The 17,408-nt window shown below is 58.0% G+C and carries 14 protein-coding genes and 2 tRNA genes; all 16 read left to right on the top strand.

The genetic code is table 11. From position 1 onward, the window contains the following. Nucleotides 1-26: 26 nt before the first annotated feature. The 16 genes from ftsH (at nucleotide 27) to ACJ8QF_RS20135 (ending at nucleotide 17,304) form a co-directional block, all read left to right on the top strand. Nucleotides 27-1,958, top strand: a complete 1,932-nt coding sequence (ftsH, locus tag ACJ8QF_RS20210; RefSeq protein ID WP_004933529.1) for an ATP-dependent zinc metalloprotease FtsH — start codon at nucleotides 27-29, stop codon at nucleotides 1,956-1,958. A 91-nt stretch (nucleotides 1,959-2,049) separates the two neighbouring features. Continuing rightward, a complete protein-coding gene (gene folP / locus ACJ8QF_RS20205; protein ID WP_131164161.1) occupies nucleotides 2,050-2,886 on the top strand; it encodes a dihydropteroate synthase in 837 nt (278 codons plus the stop codon). Between the two features lie 4 nt (nucleotides 2,887-2,890). Next, entirely contained in the window at nucleotides 2,891-4,228 is a 1,338-nt protein-coding gene (gene glmM, locus ACJ8QF_RS20200; protein WP_004933522.1) for a phosphoglucosamine mutase, read from the top strand. A gap of 220 nt (nucleotides 4,229-4,448) precedes the next feature. Next, nucleotides 4,449-4,784, top strand: a complete 336-nt coding sequence (gene secG / locus ACJ8QF_RS20195) for a preprotein translocase subunit SecG (RefSeq protein WP_004933519.1) — start codon at nucleotides 4,449-4,451, stop codon at nucleotides 4,782-4,784. A 70-nt stretch (nucleotides 4,785-4,854) separates the two neighbouring features. After that, a tRNA-Leu gene (locus tag ACJ8QF_RS20190) sits at nucleotides 4,855-4,941 on the top strand. A gap of 60 nt (nucleotides 4,942-5,001) precedes the next feature. Further along, a tRNA-Met gene (locus ACJ8QF_RS20185) sits at nucleotides 5,002-5,078 on the top strand. 217 nt (nucleotides 5,079-5,295) lie between these two features. After that, on the top strand, nucleotides 5,296-5,748 hold the full coding sequence (gene rimP / locus ACJ8QF_RS20180) for a ribosome maturation factor RimP (protein WP_004933515.1): 453 nt from the start codon (nucleotides 5,296-5,298) through the stop codon (nucleotides 5,746-5,748). A gap of 21 nt (nucleotides 5,749-5,769) precedes the next feature. Continuing rightward, nucleotides 5,770-7,278, top strand: a complete 1,509-nt coding sequence (nusA, locus tag ACJ8QF_RS20175) for a transcription termination factor NusA (protein WP_004933514.1) — start codon at nucleotides 5,770-5,772, stop codon at nucleotides 7,276-7,278. 23 nt (nucleotides 7,279-7,301) lie between these two features. Further along, nucleotides 7,302-9,989 carry a translation initiation factor IF-2 gene (infB, locus tag ACJ8QF_RS20170; RefSeq protein WP_004933511.1) on the top strand — a complete coding sequence of 896 codons (2,688 nt, stop codon included), beginning with the start codon at nucleotides 7,302-7,304 and terminating at the stop codon, nucleotides 9,987-9,989. A 70-nt stretch (nucleotides 9,990-10,059) separates the two neighbouring features. After that, nucleotides 10,060-10,470, top strand: a complete 411-nt coding sequence (gene rbfA, locus ACJ8QF_RS20165) for a 30S ribosome-binding factor RbfA (RefSeq protein WP_004933508.1) — start codon at nucleotides 10,060-10,062, stop codon at nucleotides 10,468-10,470. Continuing rightward, nucleotides 10,470-11,414, top strand: coding sequence for a tRNA pseudouridine(55) synthase TruB (gene truB / locus ACJ8QF_RS20160; protein ID WP_004933505.1), 945 nt, complete (start codon nucleotides 10,470-10,472; stop codon nucleotides 11,412-11,414). Before rbfA ends, truB begins: the two co-directional genes overlap by 1 nt. A gap of 124 nt (nucleotides 11,415-11,538) precedes the next feature. Then, nucleotides 11,539-11,808: a 30S ribosomal protein S15 gene (rpsO, locus tag ACJ8QF_RS20155; protein WP_004933502.1), complete on the top strand. Its 270-nt coding sequence runs from the start codon at nucleotides 11,539-11,541 to the stop codon at nucleotides 11,806-11,808. A 256-nt stretch (nucleotides 11,809-12,064) separates the two neighbouring features. Further along, nucleotides 12,065-14,182 (top strand): polyribonucleotide nucleotidyltransferase, encoded by a 2,118-nt coding sequence (gene pnp / locus ACJ8QF_RS20150; protein ID WP_004933498.1) that lies wholly within the window; start codon nucleotides 12,065-12,067, stop codon nucleotides 14,180-14,182. Between the two features lie 128 nt (nucleotides 14,183-14,310). Further along, on the top strand, nucleotides 14,311-15,195 hold the full coding sequence (gene nlpI / locus ACJ8QF_RS20145; RefSeq protein ID WP_004933495.1) for a lipoprotein NlpI: 885 nt from the start codon (nucleotides 14,311-14,313) through the stop codon (nucleotides 15,193-15,195). A 116-nt stretch (nucleotides 15,196-15,311) separates the two neighbouring features. Next, on the top strand, nucleotides 15,312-15,392 hold the full coding sequence (gene yrbN / locus ACJ8QF_RS20140) for a protein YrbN (RefSeq protein ID WP_099032700.1): 81 nt from the start codon (nucleotides 15,312-15,314) through the stop codon (nucleotides 15,390-15,392). Then, a complete protein-coding gene (locus tag ACJ8QF_RS20135; protein WP_004933492.1) occupies nucleotides 15,382-17,304 on the top strand; it encodes a DEAD/DEAH family ATP-dependent RNA helicase in 1,923 nt (640 codons plus the stop codon). Before yrbN ends, ACJ8QF_RS20135 begins: the two co-directional genes overlap by 11 nt. Nucleotides 17,305-17,408: the final 104 nt, after the last annotated feature.

Genomic DNA, 17,408 nt, shown 5'->3' with positions numbered 1-17,408 from the left:
AAGATGAGGTTAATCCCTTGAGTGACATGGCGAAAAACCTAATTCTCTGGTTAGTCATCGCGGTAGTGTTGATGTCTGTATTCCAGAGCTTTGGGCCCAGCGAGTCGAATGGCCGTAGGGTGGATTACTCTACCTTCATGTCCGAACTGACCCAGGACCAGGTTCGCGAAGCGCGAATCAACGGACGTGAAATTAACGTTACCAAGAAAGACAGTAACAAATACACGACCTACATCCCTGTCAACGATCCTAAGTTGCTGGATACGTTGTTAACGAAGAATGTGAAAGTTGTCGGCGAGCCGCCTGAAGAGCCGAGCCTGCTGGCTTCTATCTTTATCTCCTGGTTCCCGATGCTGTTGCTGATCGGGGTCTGGATCTTCTTTATGCGGCAAATGCAGGGCGGCGGCGGCAAGGGCGCGATGTCCTTCGGCAAGAGCAAGGCCCGCATGCTGACGGAAGACCAGATCAAGACCACTTTCGCCGATGTCGCCGGGTGTGACGAAGCGAAAGAAGAGGTGAGCGAACTGGTGGAATACCTGCGCGAACCGAGCCGTTTCCAGAAGCTGGGCGGCAAGATCCCGAAAGGCGTGCTGATGGTTGGCCCGCCGGGGACCGGTAAAACGCTGTTGGCGAAAGCGATCGCCGGCGAAGCGAAGGTGCCGTTCTTCACCATTTCCGGTTCCGACTTCGTCGAAATGTTCGTCGGCGTGGGCGCATCCCGCGTGCGTGACATGTTCGAACAAGCGAAGAAAGCCGCGCCGTGCATCATCTTCATCGATGAAATCGACGCCGTCGGCCGCCAGCGTGGCGCCGGCCTGGGTGGCGGTCACGATGAGCGCGAGCAGACCCTGAACCAGATGCTGGTTGAGATGGACGGTTTCGAAGGCAACGAGGGCATCATCGTCATCGCGGCCACCAACCGTCCGGACGTGCTTGACCCCGCGCTGCTGCGCCCGGGCCGTTTCGACCGTCAGGTCGTGGTCGGGCTGCCGGATGTGCGTGGCCGTGAGCAGATCCTGAAGGTGCACATGCGCCGCGTGCCGTTGGCTGCCGACATCGACGCCTCCGTCATTGCGCGCGGTACGCCGGGCTTCTCCGGTGCCGATCTGGCCAACCTGGTCAACGAAGCGGCGCTGTTCGCCGCCCGCGGCAACAAGCGCGTGGTGTCTATGGTGGAGTTCGAGAAAGCCAAAGACAAGATCATGATGGGTGCGGAACGCCGCTCCATGGTAATGACCGAAGCGCAGAAAGAGTCGACCGCGTATCACGAAGCGGGCCACGCCATCATTGGCCGCCTGGTTCCTGAACATGATCCGGTACATAAAGTGACGATCATTCCTCGTGGCCGTGCGCTCGGCGTGACCTTCTTCCTGCCGGAAGGGGATGCGATCAGCGCCAGCCGTCAGAAGCTGGAGAGCCAAATCTCCACCCTGTACGGCGGCCGTCTGGCGGAAGAGATCATCTACGGGCCGGAGAAAGTCTCTACCGGTGCGTCGAACGACATCAAAGTGGCGACCTCCATCGCCCGCAACATGGTGACCCAATGGGGCTTCTCCGAGAAGCTGGGGCCGCTGCTGTATGCGGAAGAAGAGGGTGAAGTGTTCCTGGGCCGCTCCGTGGCCAAGGCGAAGCACATGTCGGATGAAACCGCGCGTATCATCGACCAGGAAGTGAAGTCGCTGATCGAACGTAACTACACGCGTGCTCGCTCGTTGCTGATGGAAAACATGGACATCCTGCACTCGATGAAGGATGCGCTGATGAAGTATGAAACCATCGATGCGCCGCAGATCGACGATCTGATGAACCGCAAAGACGTGCGTCCGCCGGCGGGCTGGGACGATGCGAACAAAGGCAACAGCTCCGACAACGGCGGCACCCCGAAAGCCCCGACGCCGGTAGATGAGCCGCGCACCCCAACGCCGGGCAACACCATGTCCGAACAGCTCGACAAGTAACAACGGCTGTGTAATAACATCAAACCCCGGTACGCCGGGGTTTTTTTTTGCCCGGCGGGCAGTGAACCAGGCAACAGTAAGGTGGACCAACATGCAGTTAACCGTGCGCGACATGACGCTCAATCTCTCCCATCCACAGGTGATGGGCATCCTCAACGTGACACCGGATTCGTTTTCCGACGGCGGCCGCCACAACACCCTGAACCAGGCGCTGGTGCATGCGCATGCGCTGATTTCGGCCGGCGCCACGATGATTGATATCGGCGGCGAATCGACAAGGCCGGGGGCGGCGGAGGTGAGCGAAGAGGAAGAATTGGAACGGGTCGTGCCGGTGGTGGAAGCGCTGGCGCAGCGCTTCGAGGTCTTTATCTCGGTCGATACCTCGAAGGCGGGCGTGATCCGCGAATCGGCGCAGGCCGGCGCCCATCTGATCAACGACATCCGTTCGCTGCAGGAGCCGGATGCCCTGGCGGCGGCGGCGGAAAGCGGCCTGCCGGTCTGTCTGATGCATATGCAGGGGCAGCCGCGCACCATGCAGCAGGCTCCGCACTACGACGATCTGATCGCCGATGTTCAGACGTTTTTCGAACACCATATCCAGCGCTGTAACGAGGCAGGGATAACAAATCAGAAATTGCTGCTCGACCCCGGCTTCGGTTTCGGTAAAAATTTGTCGCACAACTATCAGCTTCTGGCTCGGTTGTCGGAGTTTCATCGTTTTGGTTTGCCGCTGTTGGTCGGCATGTCGCGCAAATCGATGATTGGACAACTGCTGAACGTGCCGCCGGATCAACGGGTTATCGGCAGCGTGGCCTGCGCGGTGATCGCGGCGATGCAGGGTGCGCAGATTGTCAGAGTGCATGACGTTAAAGAAACCGTCGAGGCGATGCGTGTCGTCGAGGCAACACTTTCAGCTAAGGGACAGTAGAGACATGAGCGAGCGCAAATATTTTGGCACCGACGGCATCCGTGGCAAGGTCGGGGACAGCCCCATCACGCCGGACTTCGTGCTGAAGCTGGGCTGGGCGGCCGGTAAAGTGCTGGCGCGTCACGGTTCGCGCAAGATCATCATCGGTAAGGATACGCGCATCTCCGGCTATATGCTGGAGTCCGCGCTGGAAGCCGGCCTGGCGGCCGCCGGATTGTCCGCTTCCTTCACCGGGCCGATGCCCACGCCGGCGGTAGCCTATCTGACGCGCACCTTCCGCGCCGAAGCGGGCATTGTCATTTCCGCTTCGCATAACCCGTTCTATGACAACGGCATCAAGTTTTTCTCGATCGACGGCGCCAAGCTGCCGGACAATGTCGAAGAAGCGATCGAGGCCGAGATGGAAAAGCCGCTGACCTGCGTGGAGTCCTCGGAACTGGGTAAAGCCAGCCGCATCATCGACGCCGCCGGCCGCTATATCGAATTCTGCAAAGGCACCTTCCCGAGCGAGCTGAGCCTGAAAGGGCTGAAAATCGTGGTCGACTGCGCCAACGGCGCGACTTACCACATCGCGCCGAGCGTGCTGCGCGAGCTGGGCGCTACGGTGATCGCCATCGGCGTTGAGCCGGACGGCATGAACATCAACGAGAAATGCGGCGCTACCGATGTGCGTCAGTTGCAGGAGCGCGTGCTGCAGGAAAAAGCGCACGTTGGCCTGGCATTCGACGGCGACGGCGACCGCGTGATGATGGTGGATCACCTGGGCAATAAGGTGGACGGCGATCAGATCCTGTACATCATCGCCCGCGAAGGCCTGCGTCAGGGGCAGCTGCGCGGCGGCGCGGTCGGCACCCTGATGAGCAATATGGGGCTGGAGCTGGCGCTGAAGCAGCTGGGCATTCCGTTCGCTCGCGCCAAAGTGGGCGACCGTTACGTGCTGGAGAAGCTGCAGGAGCTGGGCTGGCGCATCGGTGCGGAAAACTCCGGCCATGTGATCTTGCTGGACAAAACCACCACCGGCGACGGCATCGTGGCCGGGTTGCAGGTGCTGACCGCCATGGTGCGCAACCACATGAGCCTGCATGACCTGTGCAGCGGCATGAAGCTGTTGCCGCAGATCCTGGTCAACGTGCGTTTCGCCGGCGATCACAATCCGCTGGAGTCCGAAGCGGTGCGCAAGGTCACCGAACAGGTGGAAGCCGAGCTGGCCGGTCGCGGCCGGGTGCTGCTGCGCAAATCGGGCACTGAACCGCTGATCCGCGTGATGGTGGAAGGCGAGGACGAGCAGCAGGTGACCGCGCTGGCACATCGCATCGCCGATGCGGTGAAATCCGCAGGTTAAAACAGACAGTTAGCCGCCGGGCTTGGCATCGCTGAGCCCGAACAGACGATTGTTGGCGTTTTTTTCCGCAAACGCGCCGGCGGCTGCAAATTGCCCTTGCGCGGGTTGGCGGCTTTGGTTAGTATTCACACCCGCTTCAGTAGGCAGTTTATAAACACGCCTGCTTGATGAGTGTGAAGCATTTGGCATGCGGTGAGGCCGCAAGGATACGGGTACTACTATGTACGAAGCTCTTCTGGTAATTTTCCTGCTGATTTCAATCGGGCTGGTTGCTCTGATTATGTTGCAGCAAGGTAAAGGCGCTGATATGGGAGCCTCTTTCGGAGCAGGTGCATCAGGCACGTTGTTCGGTTCGAGTGGTTCCGGTAACTTTATGACCCGCATGACTGCTGTATTGGCGACGCTGTTCTTCGTCATCAGCCTGATTCTGGGCAACCTCAGCAGCAACCAAAGCAAGAAAGGCAGCGAGTGGGAAAACCTCGGTCAGCCGGTGAAAACTGAGCAGACAACCGCGCCGGCAGCACCTGCCAAGCCGAGCAGCGACATCCCGCAGTAAGCCGCAACAAAGTTTGTAAACGGTGGTTGTGAACTCGAAAGAACAACGGCCGTTAGCAGTAAGAATCAGTACCGAGGTGGTGGAATTGGTAGACACGCTACCTTGAGGTGGTAGTGCCCTAACGGGCTTGTGGGTTCGAGTCCCATCCTCGGTACCAAATCCCAGAGATAACTTGCAATTTTGCGATTATCGGCGTAGTATTTGCCACGTTTTCGGACGCGGGGTGGAGCAGCCTGGTAGCTCGTCGGGCTCATAACCCGAAGGTCGTCGGTTCAAATCCGGCCCCCGCAACCACTTTCCTTTAAGTGTTTATTTTCAAATACACTTTTCGATTGAAATCCGCTTTTCTCGATCAACATTTGAAAATGACACTTGCTCGAAAGTTGTACCGAGGCCGCCTAGCGGCAAACAGGGTCCAGTTGCATAAAGCCCCGATTTTTCGGGGTTTTTTGTTATTTGGCAACAGAATCACTGGGCTATTTAGCCCTTTTTTTATGTCTTGGGGGTGGGCTTGTCCACATTAGAGCAACAGTTAACAGAGATGCTTTCGGCACCCGTAGAAGCGTTGGGCTTTGAGCTTGTAGGCATCGAATTCATTCGTGCGCGCCAATCGACGCTCCGCATCTATATTGATAGTGACAACGGCATCAATGTTGATGATTGCGCTGATGTCAGCCACCAGGTCAGCGCTGTATTGGACGTCGAAGATCCAATCACGGTCGCTTACAACTTGGAAGTCTCCTCTCCTGGCCTTGATCGCCCGATGTTCACCGCAGAACACTATACGCGTTACCTCGGTGAAGAAGTCAGCCTGGTCCTGCGCATGGCGGTACAGAACCGTCGCAAGTGGCAGGGTATTATCAAGTCTGTCGAAGGCGAGATGATCACGGTTACTGTGGAAGGGAAAGATGAAGTGTTCGCGCTGAGCAACATCCAGAAAGCGAACCTGGTACCCCACTTTTAAAGTTTGGAAGAGGCAACTAGGATGAACAAAGAGATTCTGGCTGTTGTTGAAGCAGTTTCCAATGAAAAATCCCTTCCGCGCGAGAAGATTTTCGAAGCGCTGGAAACTGCATTAGCCACCGCAACCAAGAAAAAATACGAGCAGGAAATCGACGTGCGCGTCAGCATTGACCGCAGGACCGGCGATTTCGATACCTTCCGCCGTTGGGTCGCCGTAGACGAAGTGACTCAGCCAACGCGTGAAATCACGCTGGAAGCCGCTCAGTTTGAAGATCCGAGCATCGAGCTCGGCGGCTACGTCGAAGATCAGATCGAATCCGTGACCTTCGACCGTATCACCACCCAAACCGCCAAGCAGGTTATCGTGCAGAAAGTGCGCGAGGCCGAGCGCGCGATGGTGGTCGACGCTTTCCGTGAACACGAAGGCGAGATCGTCACCGGCGTGGTGAAGAAAGTGAACCGTGACAGCATCGCGCTGGATCTGGGCAACAACGCCGAAGCGGTGATTGGCCGTGAAGACATGTTGCCGCGCGAAAACTTCCGTCCGGGCGACCGCATTCGCGGCGTACTGTACGCCGTGCGTCCTGAAGCCCGCGGCGCGCAGCTGTTCGTCAGCCGTTCCAGCCCGGAAATGCTGAAAGAACTGTTCCGCATCGAAGTGCCGGAAATCGGCGAAGAAGTGATTGAAATTAAAGCGGCAGCCCGCGATCCTGGCTCCCGTGCGAAAATTGCAGTGAAAACCAACGACAAGCGCATCGACCCGGTCGGCGCCTGCGTAGGTATGCGCGGTGCGCGCGTTCAGGCCGTGTCGAGCGAGCTCGGCGGCGAACGCATCGACATCATCCTGTGGGATGATAATCCAGCGCAATTCGTCATCAACGCCATGGCGCCGGCCGACGTCGCGTCGATCGTGGTAGATGAAGATAACTGCACCATGGATATCGCCGTTGAAGCCAGCAACCTGGCACAGGCGATCGGCCGTAACGGCCAAAACGTGCGTTTGGCTTCCCAGCTGCTGAAACAACACCGCGGCGACGATCGTTGGGAACTGAACGTGATGACGGCGGACGACCTGCAGGCCAAGCACCAGGCCGAGGCTCATGCCGCTATTGATACCTTCACCAAGTATCTTGATATCGACGAAGATTTCGCCACCGTACTGGTTGAAGAAGGCTTCTCCACGCTGGAAGAGCTGGCCTACGTGCCGATCAAAGAGCTGTTGGAAATCGACGGTCTGGATGAAGATACGGTTGAAGCATTGCGCGAACGCGCCAAAGCTGCATTGACCACGCTGGCCCTGGCACAAGAAGAAAGCCTGGGCGACAACAAACCGGCCGACGATTTGCTCAACCTGCCGGGTCTTGAGCGCAGCATGGCCTTTAAACTGGCCGCGCGTGGGGTTTGTACGCTGGAAGATCTTGCCGAGCAGGGTGTTGACGATCTGGCTGATATTGAAGGGCTTAGCGACGAGCAAGCCGGCGAGCTGATCATGGCTGCGCGCAATATCTGTTGGTTTGGCGACAACGCGTAATAACTGTAGCAGGAAGGAACAGCATGACGACAGATGTAACCGTAAAATCGCTGGCAGCAGAGATTCAGACTCCGGTTGATCGCCTGGTACAGCAGTTTGCTGATGCAGGGATCAACAAGTCCGAGTCGGACTCTGTTACCCAGCAAGAAAAAGAAACATTGCTGGCGCACCTGAACCGTGAACACGGCAGCGCGCCGGGTAAACTCACTTTGCAGCGCAAAACGCGCAGCACCTTGAATATCCCGAGCACCGGCGGTAAAAGTAAATCGGTGCAAATTGAGGTCCGCAAGAAACGCACTTATGTAAATCGCGATACGCAGGAAGCCCAGTTGGCTGAAGCGGCAGAGCAGGCACAGCGTGAAGCGGAAGAGCAGGCACGGCGCGAAGCGGAAGAGCTCGCAAAACGCGAAGCGGAAGCGAAGCGCGCAGCCGAAGAGCAAGCCAAACGTGAGGCCGCGGAGATTGCTAAGCGTAATTCAGCGGAAAAAGAAAAAGTGACCAATCAACATACCGACGAAATGACCAAGCCAGCTCAGGCGGAAAAAGCACGCCGTGAAGCCGAAGCCGCTGAACTGAAACGCAAAGCGGAAGAGGAAGTGCGCCGCAAGGTTGAAGAGGAAGCCAAGCGCGTGGCGGAAGAAGCCCGTCGCATGGCCGAAGAGAACGGCGAGAAGTGGGCCCAGGCAGACGCGGCAAGCGCCGCGGTTGAAAGCGCCGACTATCACGTGACCACCTCTCAGCACGCCCGTGCCGCGGAAGATGAAAACGACGCCAAAGTTGAAGGCGATCGTCGCAGCCGCACCCGCGGCGGCAAAGCCACCAAGCAGAAGAAAGGCAACAAGCTGTCCGAATCCAAAGCGGATCGCGAAGAAGCGCGCGCCGTTACCCGTGGTGGTAAAGGCAAACGCAAGCCTAGCGCTCTGCAGCAGGGCTTCAACAAGCCGGCGCAGGTGGTTAACCGCGACGTGGTGATCGGCGAAACCATCACCGTGGCCGAGCTGGCCAACAAGATGGCGGTAAAAGGTTCTCAGGTCATCAAAGTGATGATGAAGCTGGGCGCCATGGCCACCATCAACCAGGTTATCGACCAGGAAACCGCGCAGCTGGTTGCCGAAGAGATGGGCCACAAAGTTATCCTGCGTCGTGAAAACGAGCTGGAAGAAGCGCTGATGAGCGACCGTGATACGGGCGCTGCGGCCGAGCCGCGCGCGCCGGTCGTGACCATCATGGGCCACGTTGACCACGGTAAAACCTCTCTGCTGGATTACATCCGCTCCACCAAAGTGGCGGCGGGCGAAGCCGGCGGCATTACCCAGCACATCGGTGCCTACCACGTAGAAACCGAGAACGGCATGATCACCTTCCTGGATACCCCGGGCCACGCTGCGTTTACCTCGATGCGTGCTCGCGGTGCTCAGGCGACTGACATCGTGGTTCTGGTGGTGGCGGCCGACGACGGCGTGATGCCACAAACCATCGAAGCTATCCAGCACGCGAAAGCGGCGCAGGTGCCGTTGGTGGTTGCGGTGAACAAAATCGACAAGCCGGAAGCCGATCCGGACCGCGTTAAGCAGGAACTGTCCCAGTACGGCGTTATGCCGGAAGAGTGGGGCGGCGAAGCGCAGTTCGTCCACGTGTCCGCGAAAGCCGGTACCGGTATCGACGAGCTGCTGCAGGCTATCCTGCTGCAGGCCGAAGTTCTGGAACTGAAAGCGGTACGCAGCGGCATGGCGAGTGGCGTGGTGATCGAGTCCTTCCTGGATAAAGGCCGTGGCCCGGTGGCTACCGTGCTGGTTCAGGAAGGTACGCTGAACAAGGGCGACATCGTCCTGTGTGGCTTCGAATACGGCCGCGTGCGTGCGATGCGCGACGAGCTGGGTCGTGAAGTGACCTCCGCCGGTCCGTCTATCCCTGTGGAAATCCTGGGTCTGTCCAGCGTGCCTGCAGCGGGTGACGAAGCGACCGTGGTGCGTGACGAGAAGAAAGCGCGTGAAGTGGCGCTGTATCGTCAGGGCAAGTTCCGCGAAGTCAAACTGGCGCGTCAGCAGAAGTCCAAGCTGGAAAACATGTTCGCCAACATGACCGACGGCGAAGTGTCCGAGCTGAACATCGTACTGAAATCCGACGTTCAGGGCTCTTGCGAAGCGATCAGCGACTCGCTGCTGAAACTCTCCACCGACGAAGTGAAGGTGAAGATTGTCGGCTCCGGCGTAGGTGGTATCACCGAAACCGACGCGACGCTGGCAGCGGCTTCCAACGCCATCATCCTGGGCTTCAACGTGCGTGCCGACGCTTCTGCGCGCCGCGTGATCGAAGCGGAAAGCCTGGATCTGCGTTACTACTCCGTGATCTATAACCTGATCGACGAAGTGAAGCAGGCGATGAGCGGCATGCTGGCGCCGGAATACAAGCAGCAGATCATCGGCCTGGCCGAAGTGCGCGACGTGTTCAAATCGCCTAAGTTCGGCGCTATCGCCGGCTGTATGGTTACCGAAGGGACCATCAAGCGTCACAACCCAATCCGCGTACTGCGCGACAACGTGGTTATCTATGAAGGCGAGCTGGAATCCCTGCGTCGCTTCAAAGATGACGTTAACGAAGTCCGTAACGGCATGGAATGTGGTATCGGCGTTAAGAACTATAACGACGTGCGCGTCGGCGACATGATCGAAGTGTTCGAAATCATTGAGATCCAACGCACCATCGCTTAACGATTGCACATCTGCTTATATCTGTTTACGGGGGGCCTTTGTGCCCCCCGATTTGTCTGGAGAATCCAAAATGGCAAAAGAATTCAGCCGCGGTCAACGCGTGGCGCAAGAGATGCAGAAAGAGATTGCGATCATTCTGCAGCGTGAAGTGAAAGATCCGCGCGTCGGTATGGCGACCGTTTCCGGCGTGGAAGTGTCCCGTGACCTGGCGTATGCCAAGGTTTACGTCACCTTCCTGAACGTGCTGACCGAGAACCACGATCCGGATCTGGTCACCAACGGCATCAAAGCGTTGCAGGACGCTTCCGGTTACATCCGCACTCTGCTGGGCAAAGCGATGCGCCTGCGCGTGGTGCCGGAGCTGACCTTCGCTTACGACAACTCCCTGGTTGAAGGCATGCGCATGTCCAACCTGGTGACCAACGTGGTGAAGAACGACGCCGAGCGCCGTTCCGCCTCAGGCGATGACAAGGAGGACTGATGAGTCGCCCTCGTCGCCGCGGCCGTGATATCCACGGCGTGCTGTTGCTGGACAAGCCACAGGGTTTGTCGTCCAACGATGCGCTGCAAAAAGTAAAGCGCCTGTACAACGCCAACCGGGCGGGCCACACCGGCGCGCTCGATCCGTTGGCGACCGGCATGCTGCCTATCTGCCTGGGTGAAGCGACCAAGTTTTCGCAATACCTGCTCGATTCCGATAAACGTTATCGGGTGATCGCCAAGCTGGGGCAGCGTACCGATACCTCGGACGCCGACGGTCAGATCGTGCAGGAGCGCCCGGTGAACTTTACCCAGGCGCAGCTCGACGCGGCGCTGGACACCTTCCGCGGTGACATCCAGCAGGTGCCGTCGATGTATTCGGCGCTGAAATACCAGGGCAAGAAACTCTACGAGTATGCGCGCCAGGGGATTGAAGTGCCGCGCGAAGCGCGCAGCATCACGGTGTACGAGCTGCAGTTTATCCGCTGGGAAGGGGATGAGCTGGAGCTGGAGATCCACTGCTCGAAAGGCACCTACATCCGCACCATCACCGACGATCTCGGCGAGCTGCTGGGCTGCGGCGCGCACGTGATCTATCTGCGCCGCCTGCAGGTGGCGACTTACCCGATCGCGCGCATGGTGACGCTGGAACAGCTGAACGCCTTGCTGGCGCAGGCGCAGGAACAGGCGATCGCGCCCGGCGAGCTGCTCGATCCGCTGCTGATGCCGATGGACAGCCCGGTTGAGAACTATCCGGAAGTGAATTTGCTGCCGGTGGTGGCGGGCTACGTCAAGCAGGGGCAGCCGGTGCAGGTGGCCGGTGCGCCGGCCTCCGGCATGGTGCGTATCACCGAGGGTGAAGAGCGGAAATTCATCGGCGTTGGTGACATCGCCGAGGATGGTCGCGTGGCGCCGCGCCGCCTGGTGGTCGAACATTTCGACTGACGGCGGGGCACTGCGTCGCCTTGCGATCGCACTGCGCTAAGAGTAGAATGGCGCAGCTTATGCATTGGGTTGCTGAATTAGAGATCGGCGCCTGTTTTTATTATCTATAATCTGGAGTATTACAATGTCTCTAAGTGTTGAAGCTAAAGCTCAAATCGTAGCTGATTTCGGTCGTGGTACTAACGACAGCGGTTCTACCGAAGTTCAGGTTGCCCTGCTGACTGCGCAGATCAACCATCTGCAAGGCCACTTCTCCGAGCACAAAAAAGATCACCACAGCCGTCGTGGTCTGCTGCGTATGGTTTCTCAGCGTCGTAAGCTGCTGGACTACCTGAAGCGTAAAGATGTAGCACGTTACACCAGCCTGATCGAGCGTCTGGGTCTGCGTCGCTAATCTAGCAAGTTTCAGTGGAAAGGGGCCTATTTTGGCCCCTTTCTTCTAGGAAGCATAAGCAAATCAGGTTAATGTATTACTGATGTTTCCAAACAGGTTCTTCCGTTACAGAGGTTCGCGCGGCTAATGAGAGGCTTTATCTCCTGCCTGAGATAAGGATTGTCATTAGTCGCGAGGATGTAGTGAGAAGGCAAATCGAGTCACAGGCGTGTCGAGTCGTCAATGCGATTGCGCGCCGTTAATCAAGGATATAATTTTGCTGACACCGATCATTCGCAAATTCCAGTATGGCCAGCATACCGTCACCATCGAAACCGGTATGATGGCTCGTCAGGCCACCGCCGCCGTTATGGTGAGCATGGATGACACCGCCGTATTCGTTACCGTCGTTGGCCAGAAAAAAGCCAAGCCGGGCCAGAGCTTCTTCCCGCTGACCGTTAACTACCAAGAGCGTACCTACGCCGCCGGCCGTATCCCGGGCAGCTTCTTCCGTCGCGAAGGCCGTCCGAGCGAAGGCGAGACCCTGACTTCCCGTCTGATCGACCGCCCGATCCGCCCACTGTTCCCGGACAGCTTCCTGAACGAAGTTCAGGTGATCGCGACCGTGGTTTCCGTTAACCCGCAGGTGAACCCGGACATCGTTGCGATGATCGGTGCTTCCGCGGCCCTGAGCCTGTCCGGTATTCCGTTCAACGGCCCAATCGGCGCAGCGCGCGTAGGTTACATCAACGATCAGTACGTGCTGAACCCGACGACCGACGAGCTGAAAGAAAGCCGTCTGGATCTGGTGGTTGCCGGTACTGCCGGTGCGGTGCTGATGGTTGAATCCGAAGCGGACGTGCTGAGCGAAGATCAGATGCTGGGCGCCGTGGTGTTCGGCCACGACCAGCAGCAAGTGGTTATCGAAAATATCAACGCGCTGGTTGCCGAAGCGGGCAAACCGAAGTGGGATTGGCAGGCGCCTGCGGTCAACGAAGCGCTGCACGCGCGCGTGGCTGAACTGGCCGAAGCTCGCCTGGGCGACGCTTACCACATCACCGAAAAACAAGAGCGTTACGCTCAGGTTGACGCGATCAAAGACAGCGTGGTTGAAACCCTGCTGGCGCAGGACGAAACGCTGGACGCCGGTGAGATCCAGGACATCCTGGGTAACCTGGAGAAAAACGTGGTGCGCAGCCGCGTACTGCGTGGCGAGCCGCGTATCGACGGCCGTGAAAAAGACATGATCCGTGGCCTGGACGTGCGCACCGGCGTACTGCCGCGCACCCACGGTTCCGCGCTGTTCACCCGTGGCGAAACTCAGGCGCTGGTTACCGCGACCCTGGGCACCGCGCGCGACGCCCAGAACCTGGACGAGCTGATGGGCGAGAAGACCGACAGCTTCCTGTTCCACTACAACTTCCCTCCGTACTCCGTAGGCGAAACCGGCATGGTCGGTTCTCCTAAGCGTCGTGAAATCGGTCACGGTCGCCTGGCGAAACGCGGCGTATTGGCTATGATGCCTAAACCGGAAGATTTCCCGTACACGGTTCGCGTGGTGTCTGAAATCACCGAATCCAACGGTTCTTCTTCCATGGCTTCCGTGTGCGGCGCGTCTCTGGCGCTGATGGACGCCGGTGTGCCAATCAAGGCCGCCGTTGCGGGCATCGCGATGGGCCTGGTGAAAGAAGCCGACAACTATGTGGTTCTGTCCGACATTCTGGGTGACGAAGATCACCTGGGCGACATGGACTTCAAAGTGGCCGGTAGCCGCGACGGTATCACCGCGCTGCAGATGGACATCAAAATCGAAGGCATCACCCGCGAAATCATGCAGGTGGCTCTGAACCAGGCCAAGGGCGCGCGTCTGCACATCCTGGGCGTAATGGAACAGGCTATCAGCACTCCGCGCGGCGATATCTCCGAATTCGCACCGCGTATTCATACTATCCGCATCAACCCGGATAAAATCAAAGACGTGATCGGTAAGGGCGGTTCCGTTATCCGTGCACTGACCGAAGAGACTGGCACTACCATCGAAATCGAAGATGATGGTACAGTTAAAATCGCTGCGACCGACGGTGAGAAAGCGAAATTCGCTATCCGTCGCATCGAAGAGATCACGGCAGAGATCGAAGTGGGCCGTATCTACCAGGGTAAAGTGACCCGTATCGTTGATTTCGGCGCATTCGTCGCTATCGGCGGTGGTAAAGAAGGTCTGGTGCACATTTCTCAGATCGCCGACAAGCGCGTTGAGAAAGTGACCGACTATCTGCAGATGGGTCAGGAAGTGCCGGTTAAGGTACTGGAAGTTGACCGTCAGGGCCGCGTGCGTCTGAGTATCAAAGAAGCGATGGCGCCGGAAGCAGGTTCACCTGCGCCTGAAGCAGAATAACTGTATAGATAGTTTTACAGCTCCCCGCCACGGGGTTGGGGGCTGTTCGTATCGCGCGGGTAGGATGCCCGCGTTTTAGCAAACGGAGGACAGGACGTTCATCCAATGTTTGTCTTCGGGAGTGGGAAATGAAGCCTTTCTTGCGCTGGTGTTACGTTGCGACAGCACTCATGCTGGCAGGATGCAGCAACCATGATTGGCGTAAAGACGAAGTTTTGGCAATCCCGTTGCAGCCAACGTTGCAGCAGGAAGTGATCCTGGCGCGCATGGAACAAATTCTTGCCAGCCGGGCACTGACGGATGACGAACGCGCACAGCTTTTATATGAGCGCGGTGTGCTGTATGATAGCCTCGGGTTACGTGCATTAGCGCGCAATGATTTCTCGCAGGCGCTGGCGATACGTCCCGACATGCCGGAAGTTTTCAACTACCTGGGCATTTACTTAACGCAGGCAGGCAATTTTGATGCTGCCTATGAAGCGTTTGATTCTGTACTAGAGCTTGATCCAACTTACAATTACGCGCGTTTAAACCGGGGCATCGCACTGTATTATGGCGGCCGCTTCCCGTTGGCGCAGGATGATCTGCAGGCGTTTTATCAAGACGACCCAAACGATCCCTTCCGTTCGTTATGGCTGTATCTGGTGGAGAGAGAAATCGATCCCAAGAAGGCCGAGGTAGCGCTTCAGCAGCGCTATGACAAAGCGGACAGAGGGCAATGGGGATGGAATATTGTCGAATTCTACCTGGGCAAGATCAGCGAAAAAACGCTGATGGAACGCCTCAAGGCAGATGCAACGGATAACACTTCGCTCGCTGAGCATCTCAGTGAAACTGACTTCTATTTGGGTAAACACTACCTGAGTCTGGGGGACAAGGACACCGCTTCGGCGCTGTTCAAACTGACGGTGTCTAACAACGTTCACAACTTCGTTGAGCACCGCTATGCATTGTTGGAATTGGCGCTTTTGGGCCAAGAGCAAGACGACCTATCGGAATCGGACCAGCAATAGCTGACGAACACCTATCAGCCTGATGGACATTGGTTTTTAACCAAAGTTATCGCCTTCACGGGCGAGGGCTTTTTTGTTCGTTTTATAATCTAATTTGAGCCGGTTCACACTTTTCAATGAAAATGACTGAAAATTTTCTCGACGAGTTATGTAGACTGGCTGCCATTATTAATGAGGCACGTGTACATGACGACTGAGTTTGAAACCTCTTTTGCTGATCTGGGGCTGTCTGCTCCAATCATTTCCGCCCTGAACGATCTGGGCTATGAAAAACCATCTCCGATCCAGGCTGAGTGTATTCCTCACCTGTTGAACGGTCGCGACGTGCTGGGCATGGCACAGACCGGTAGTGGTAAAACTGCAGCGTTCTCGCTGCCGCTGCTGCACAACCTGCAGGCAGACCTGAAAGCACCTCAGATCCTGGTGCTGGCACCGACCCGCGAACTGGCGGTTCAGGTTGCTGAAGCGATGACCGATTTCTCCAAACACATGAACGGCGTCAACGTGGTAGCCCTGTACGGCGGCCAGCGTTACGACGTGCAGCTGCGCGCTCTGCGCCAGGGCCCGCAAATCGTTGTGGGTACCCCAGGTCGTCTGCTGGACCACCTGAAGCGCGGCACCCTGAACCTCTCCAACCTGAGCGGTCTGGTGCTGGATGAAGCCGACGAAATGCTGCGCATGGGCTTTATCGAAGACGTAGAAACCATCATGGCTGAGATCCCGGCTGAACATCAGACCGCGCTGTTCTCCGCCACCATGCCGGAAGCGATCCGTCGCATCACCCGCCGCTTCATGAAAGAGCCGCAGGAAGTGCGCATCCAATCCAGCGTCACCACCCGTCCGGACATCAGCCAGAGCTACTGGTCGGTCTACGGCATGCGTAAAAACGAAGCGCTGGTGCGTTTCCTGGAAGCCGAAGACTTTGACGCGGCGATCATCTTCGTCCGTACCAAGAACGCGACCCTGGAAGTGGCCGAAGCGCTGGAGCGCAGCGGTTACAGCAGCGCCGCGCTGAACGGCGACATGAACCAGGCGCTGCGTGAGCAGACTCTGGAGCGCCTGAAAGATGGTCGTCTGGATATCCTGATCGCGACCGACGTTGCGGCCCGTGGCCTGGACGTTGAGCGCATCAGCCTGGTTGTCAACTACGACATCCCGATGGACTCCGAGTCTTACGTTCACCGTATCGGCCGTACCGGTCGTGCGGGCCGCGCCGGCCGCGCGCTGCTGTTCGTGGAAAACCGCGAACGCCGCCTGCTGCGCAACATCGAACGCACCATGAAGCTGACCATCCCTGAAGTGGAACTGCCGAACGCAGAACTGCTGGGCGAGCGTCGTCTGGCCAAGTTCGCCGCGAAAGTTCAGCAGCAGCTGGAAAGCAGCGATCTGGACCTGTACCGCGCACTGCTGACCAAACTGCAGCCGGAAGAAGAGCTGGATATGGAAACTCTGGCCGCCGCGCTGCTGAAAATGGCACAGGGCGAACGTCCGCTGATCCTGCCGCCGGATCCGGTCTTCAAGCCGCGTCAGCGCCGCGAGTTCAACGACCGTGACGATCGTCGCGGTGATCGTGGCGACCGTCGTGACAGCCGTGACGGCGATCGTCCGCGTCGCGAACGTCGTGACGTTGGCGAAATGCAGCTGTACCGCATCGAAGTGGGCCGTGACGATGGCGTAGAAGTGCGTCACATCGTTGGCGCTATCGCTAACGAAGGCGACATCAGCAGCCGTTACATCGGTAACATCAAGCTGTTCGCTTCCCACTCCACCATCGAGCTGCCAAAAGGCATGCCGGGCGAGATCCTGAATCACTTCACTCGCACCCGCATCCTGAACAAGCCGATGAACATGCAGCTGCTGGGCGATGCACAGCCGTTCGAACGTCGCGAGCGTCGTGACGGTGGCAACGGCGGCGAGCGTCGCGGCAACGGTCGTCCGTTCAACGGCGAACGTCGCGAAGGCGGCCCGCGTCGCTCCTTCGGCGAACGTCGTGAAGGCGGCAACGGCGGCGAGCGTCGTGGCGGTAACTACAACCGCGACGGCAAGCCGGCGCCACGCCGTGATGACGGCGCACCGGCAGCACCACGTCGTCGTTTCGGCGACGCGTAATCGCTGATTCGCCGTTCGCGGTGAAGCGCTCTGAAAAACCAGCCTGCGGGCTGGTTTTTTTATGCCTGAAAGTTGCCGTCAAACGCCCCTGAATGACGTATCAT

The organism is Serratia sp. CY81684, from assembly GCF_052166595.1.
In the GTDB taxonomy this organism is placed as follows: Bacteria; Pseudomonadota; Gammaproteobacteria; order Enterobacterales; family Enterobacteriaceae; genus Serratia; species Serratia nematodiphila.
This window is presented reverse-complemented; position numbering and strand designations above follow the sequence as displayed.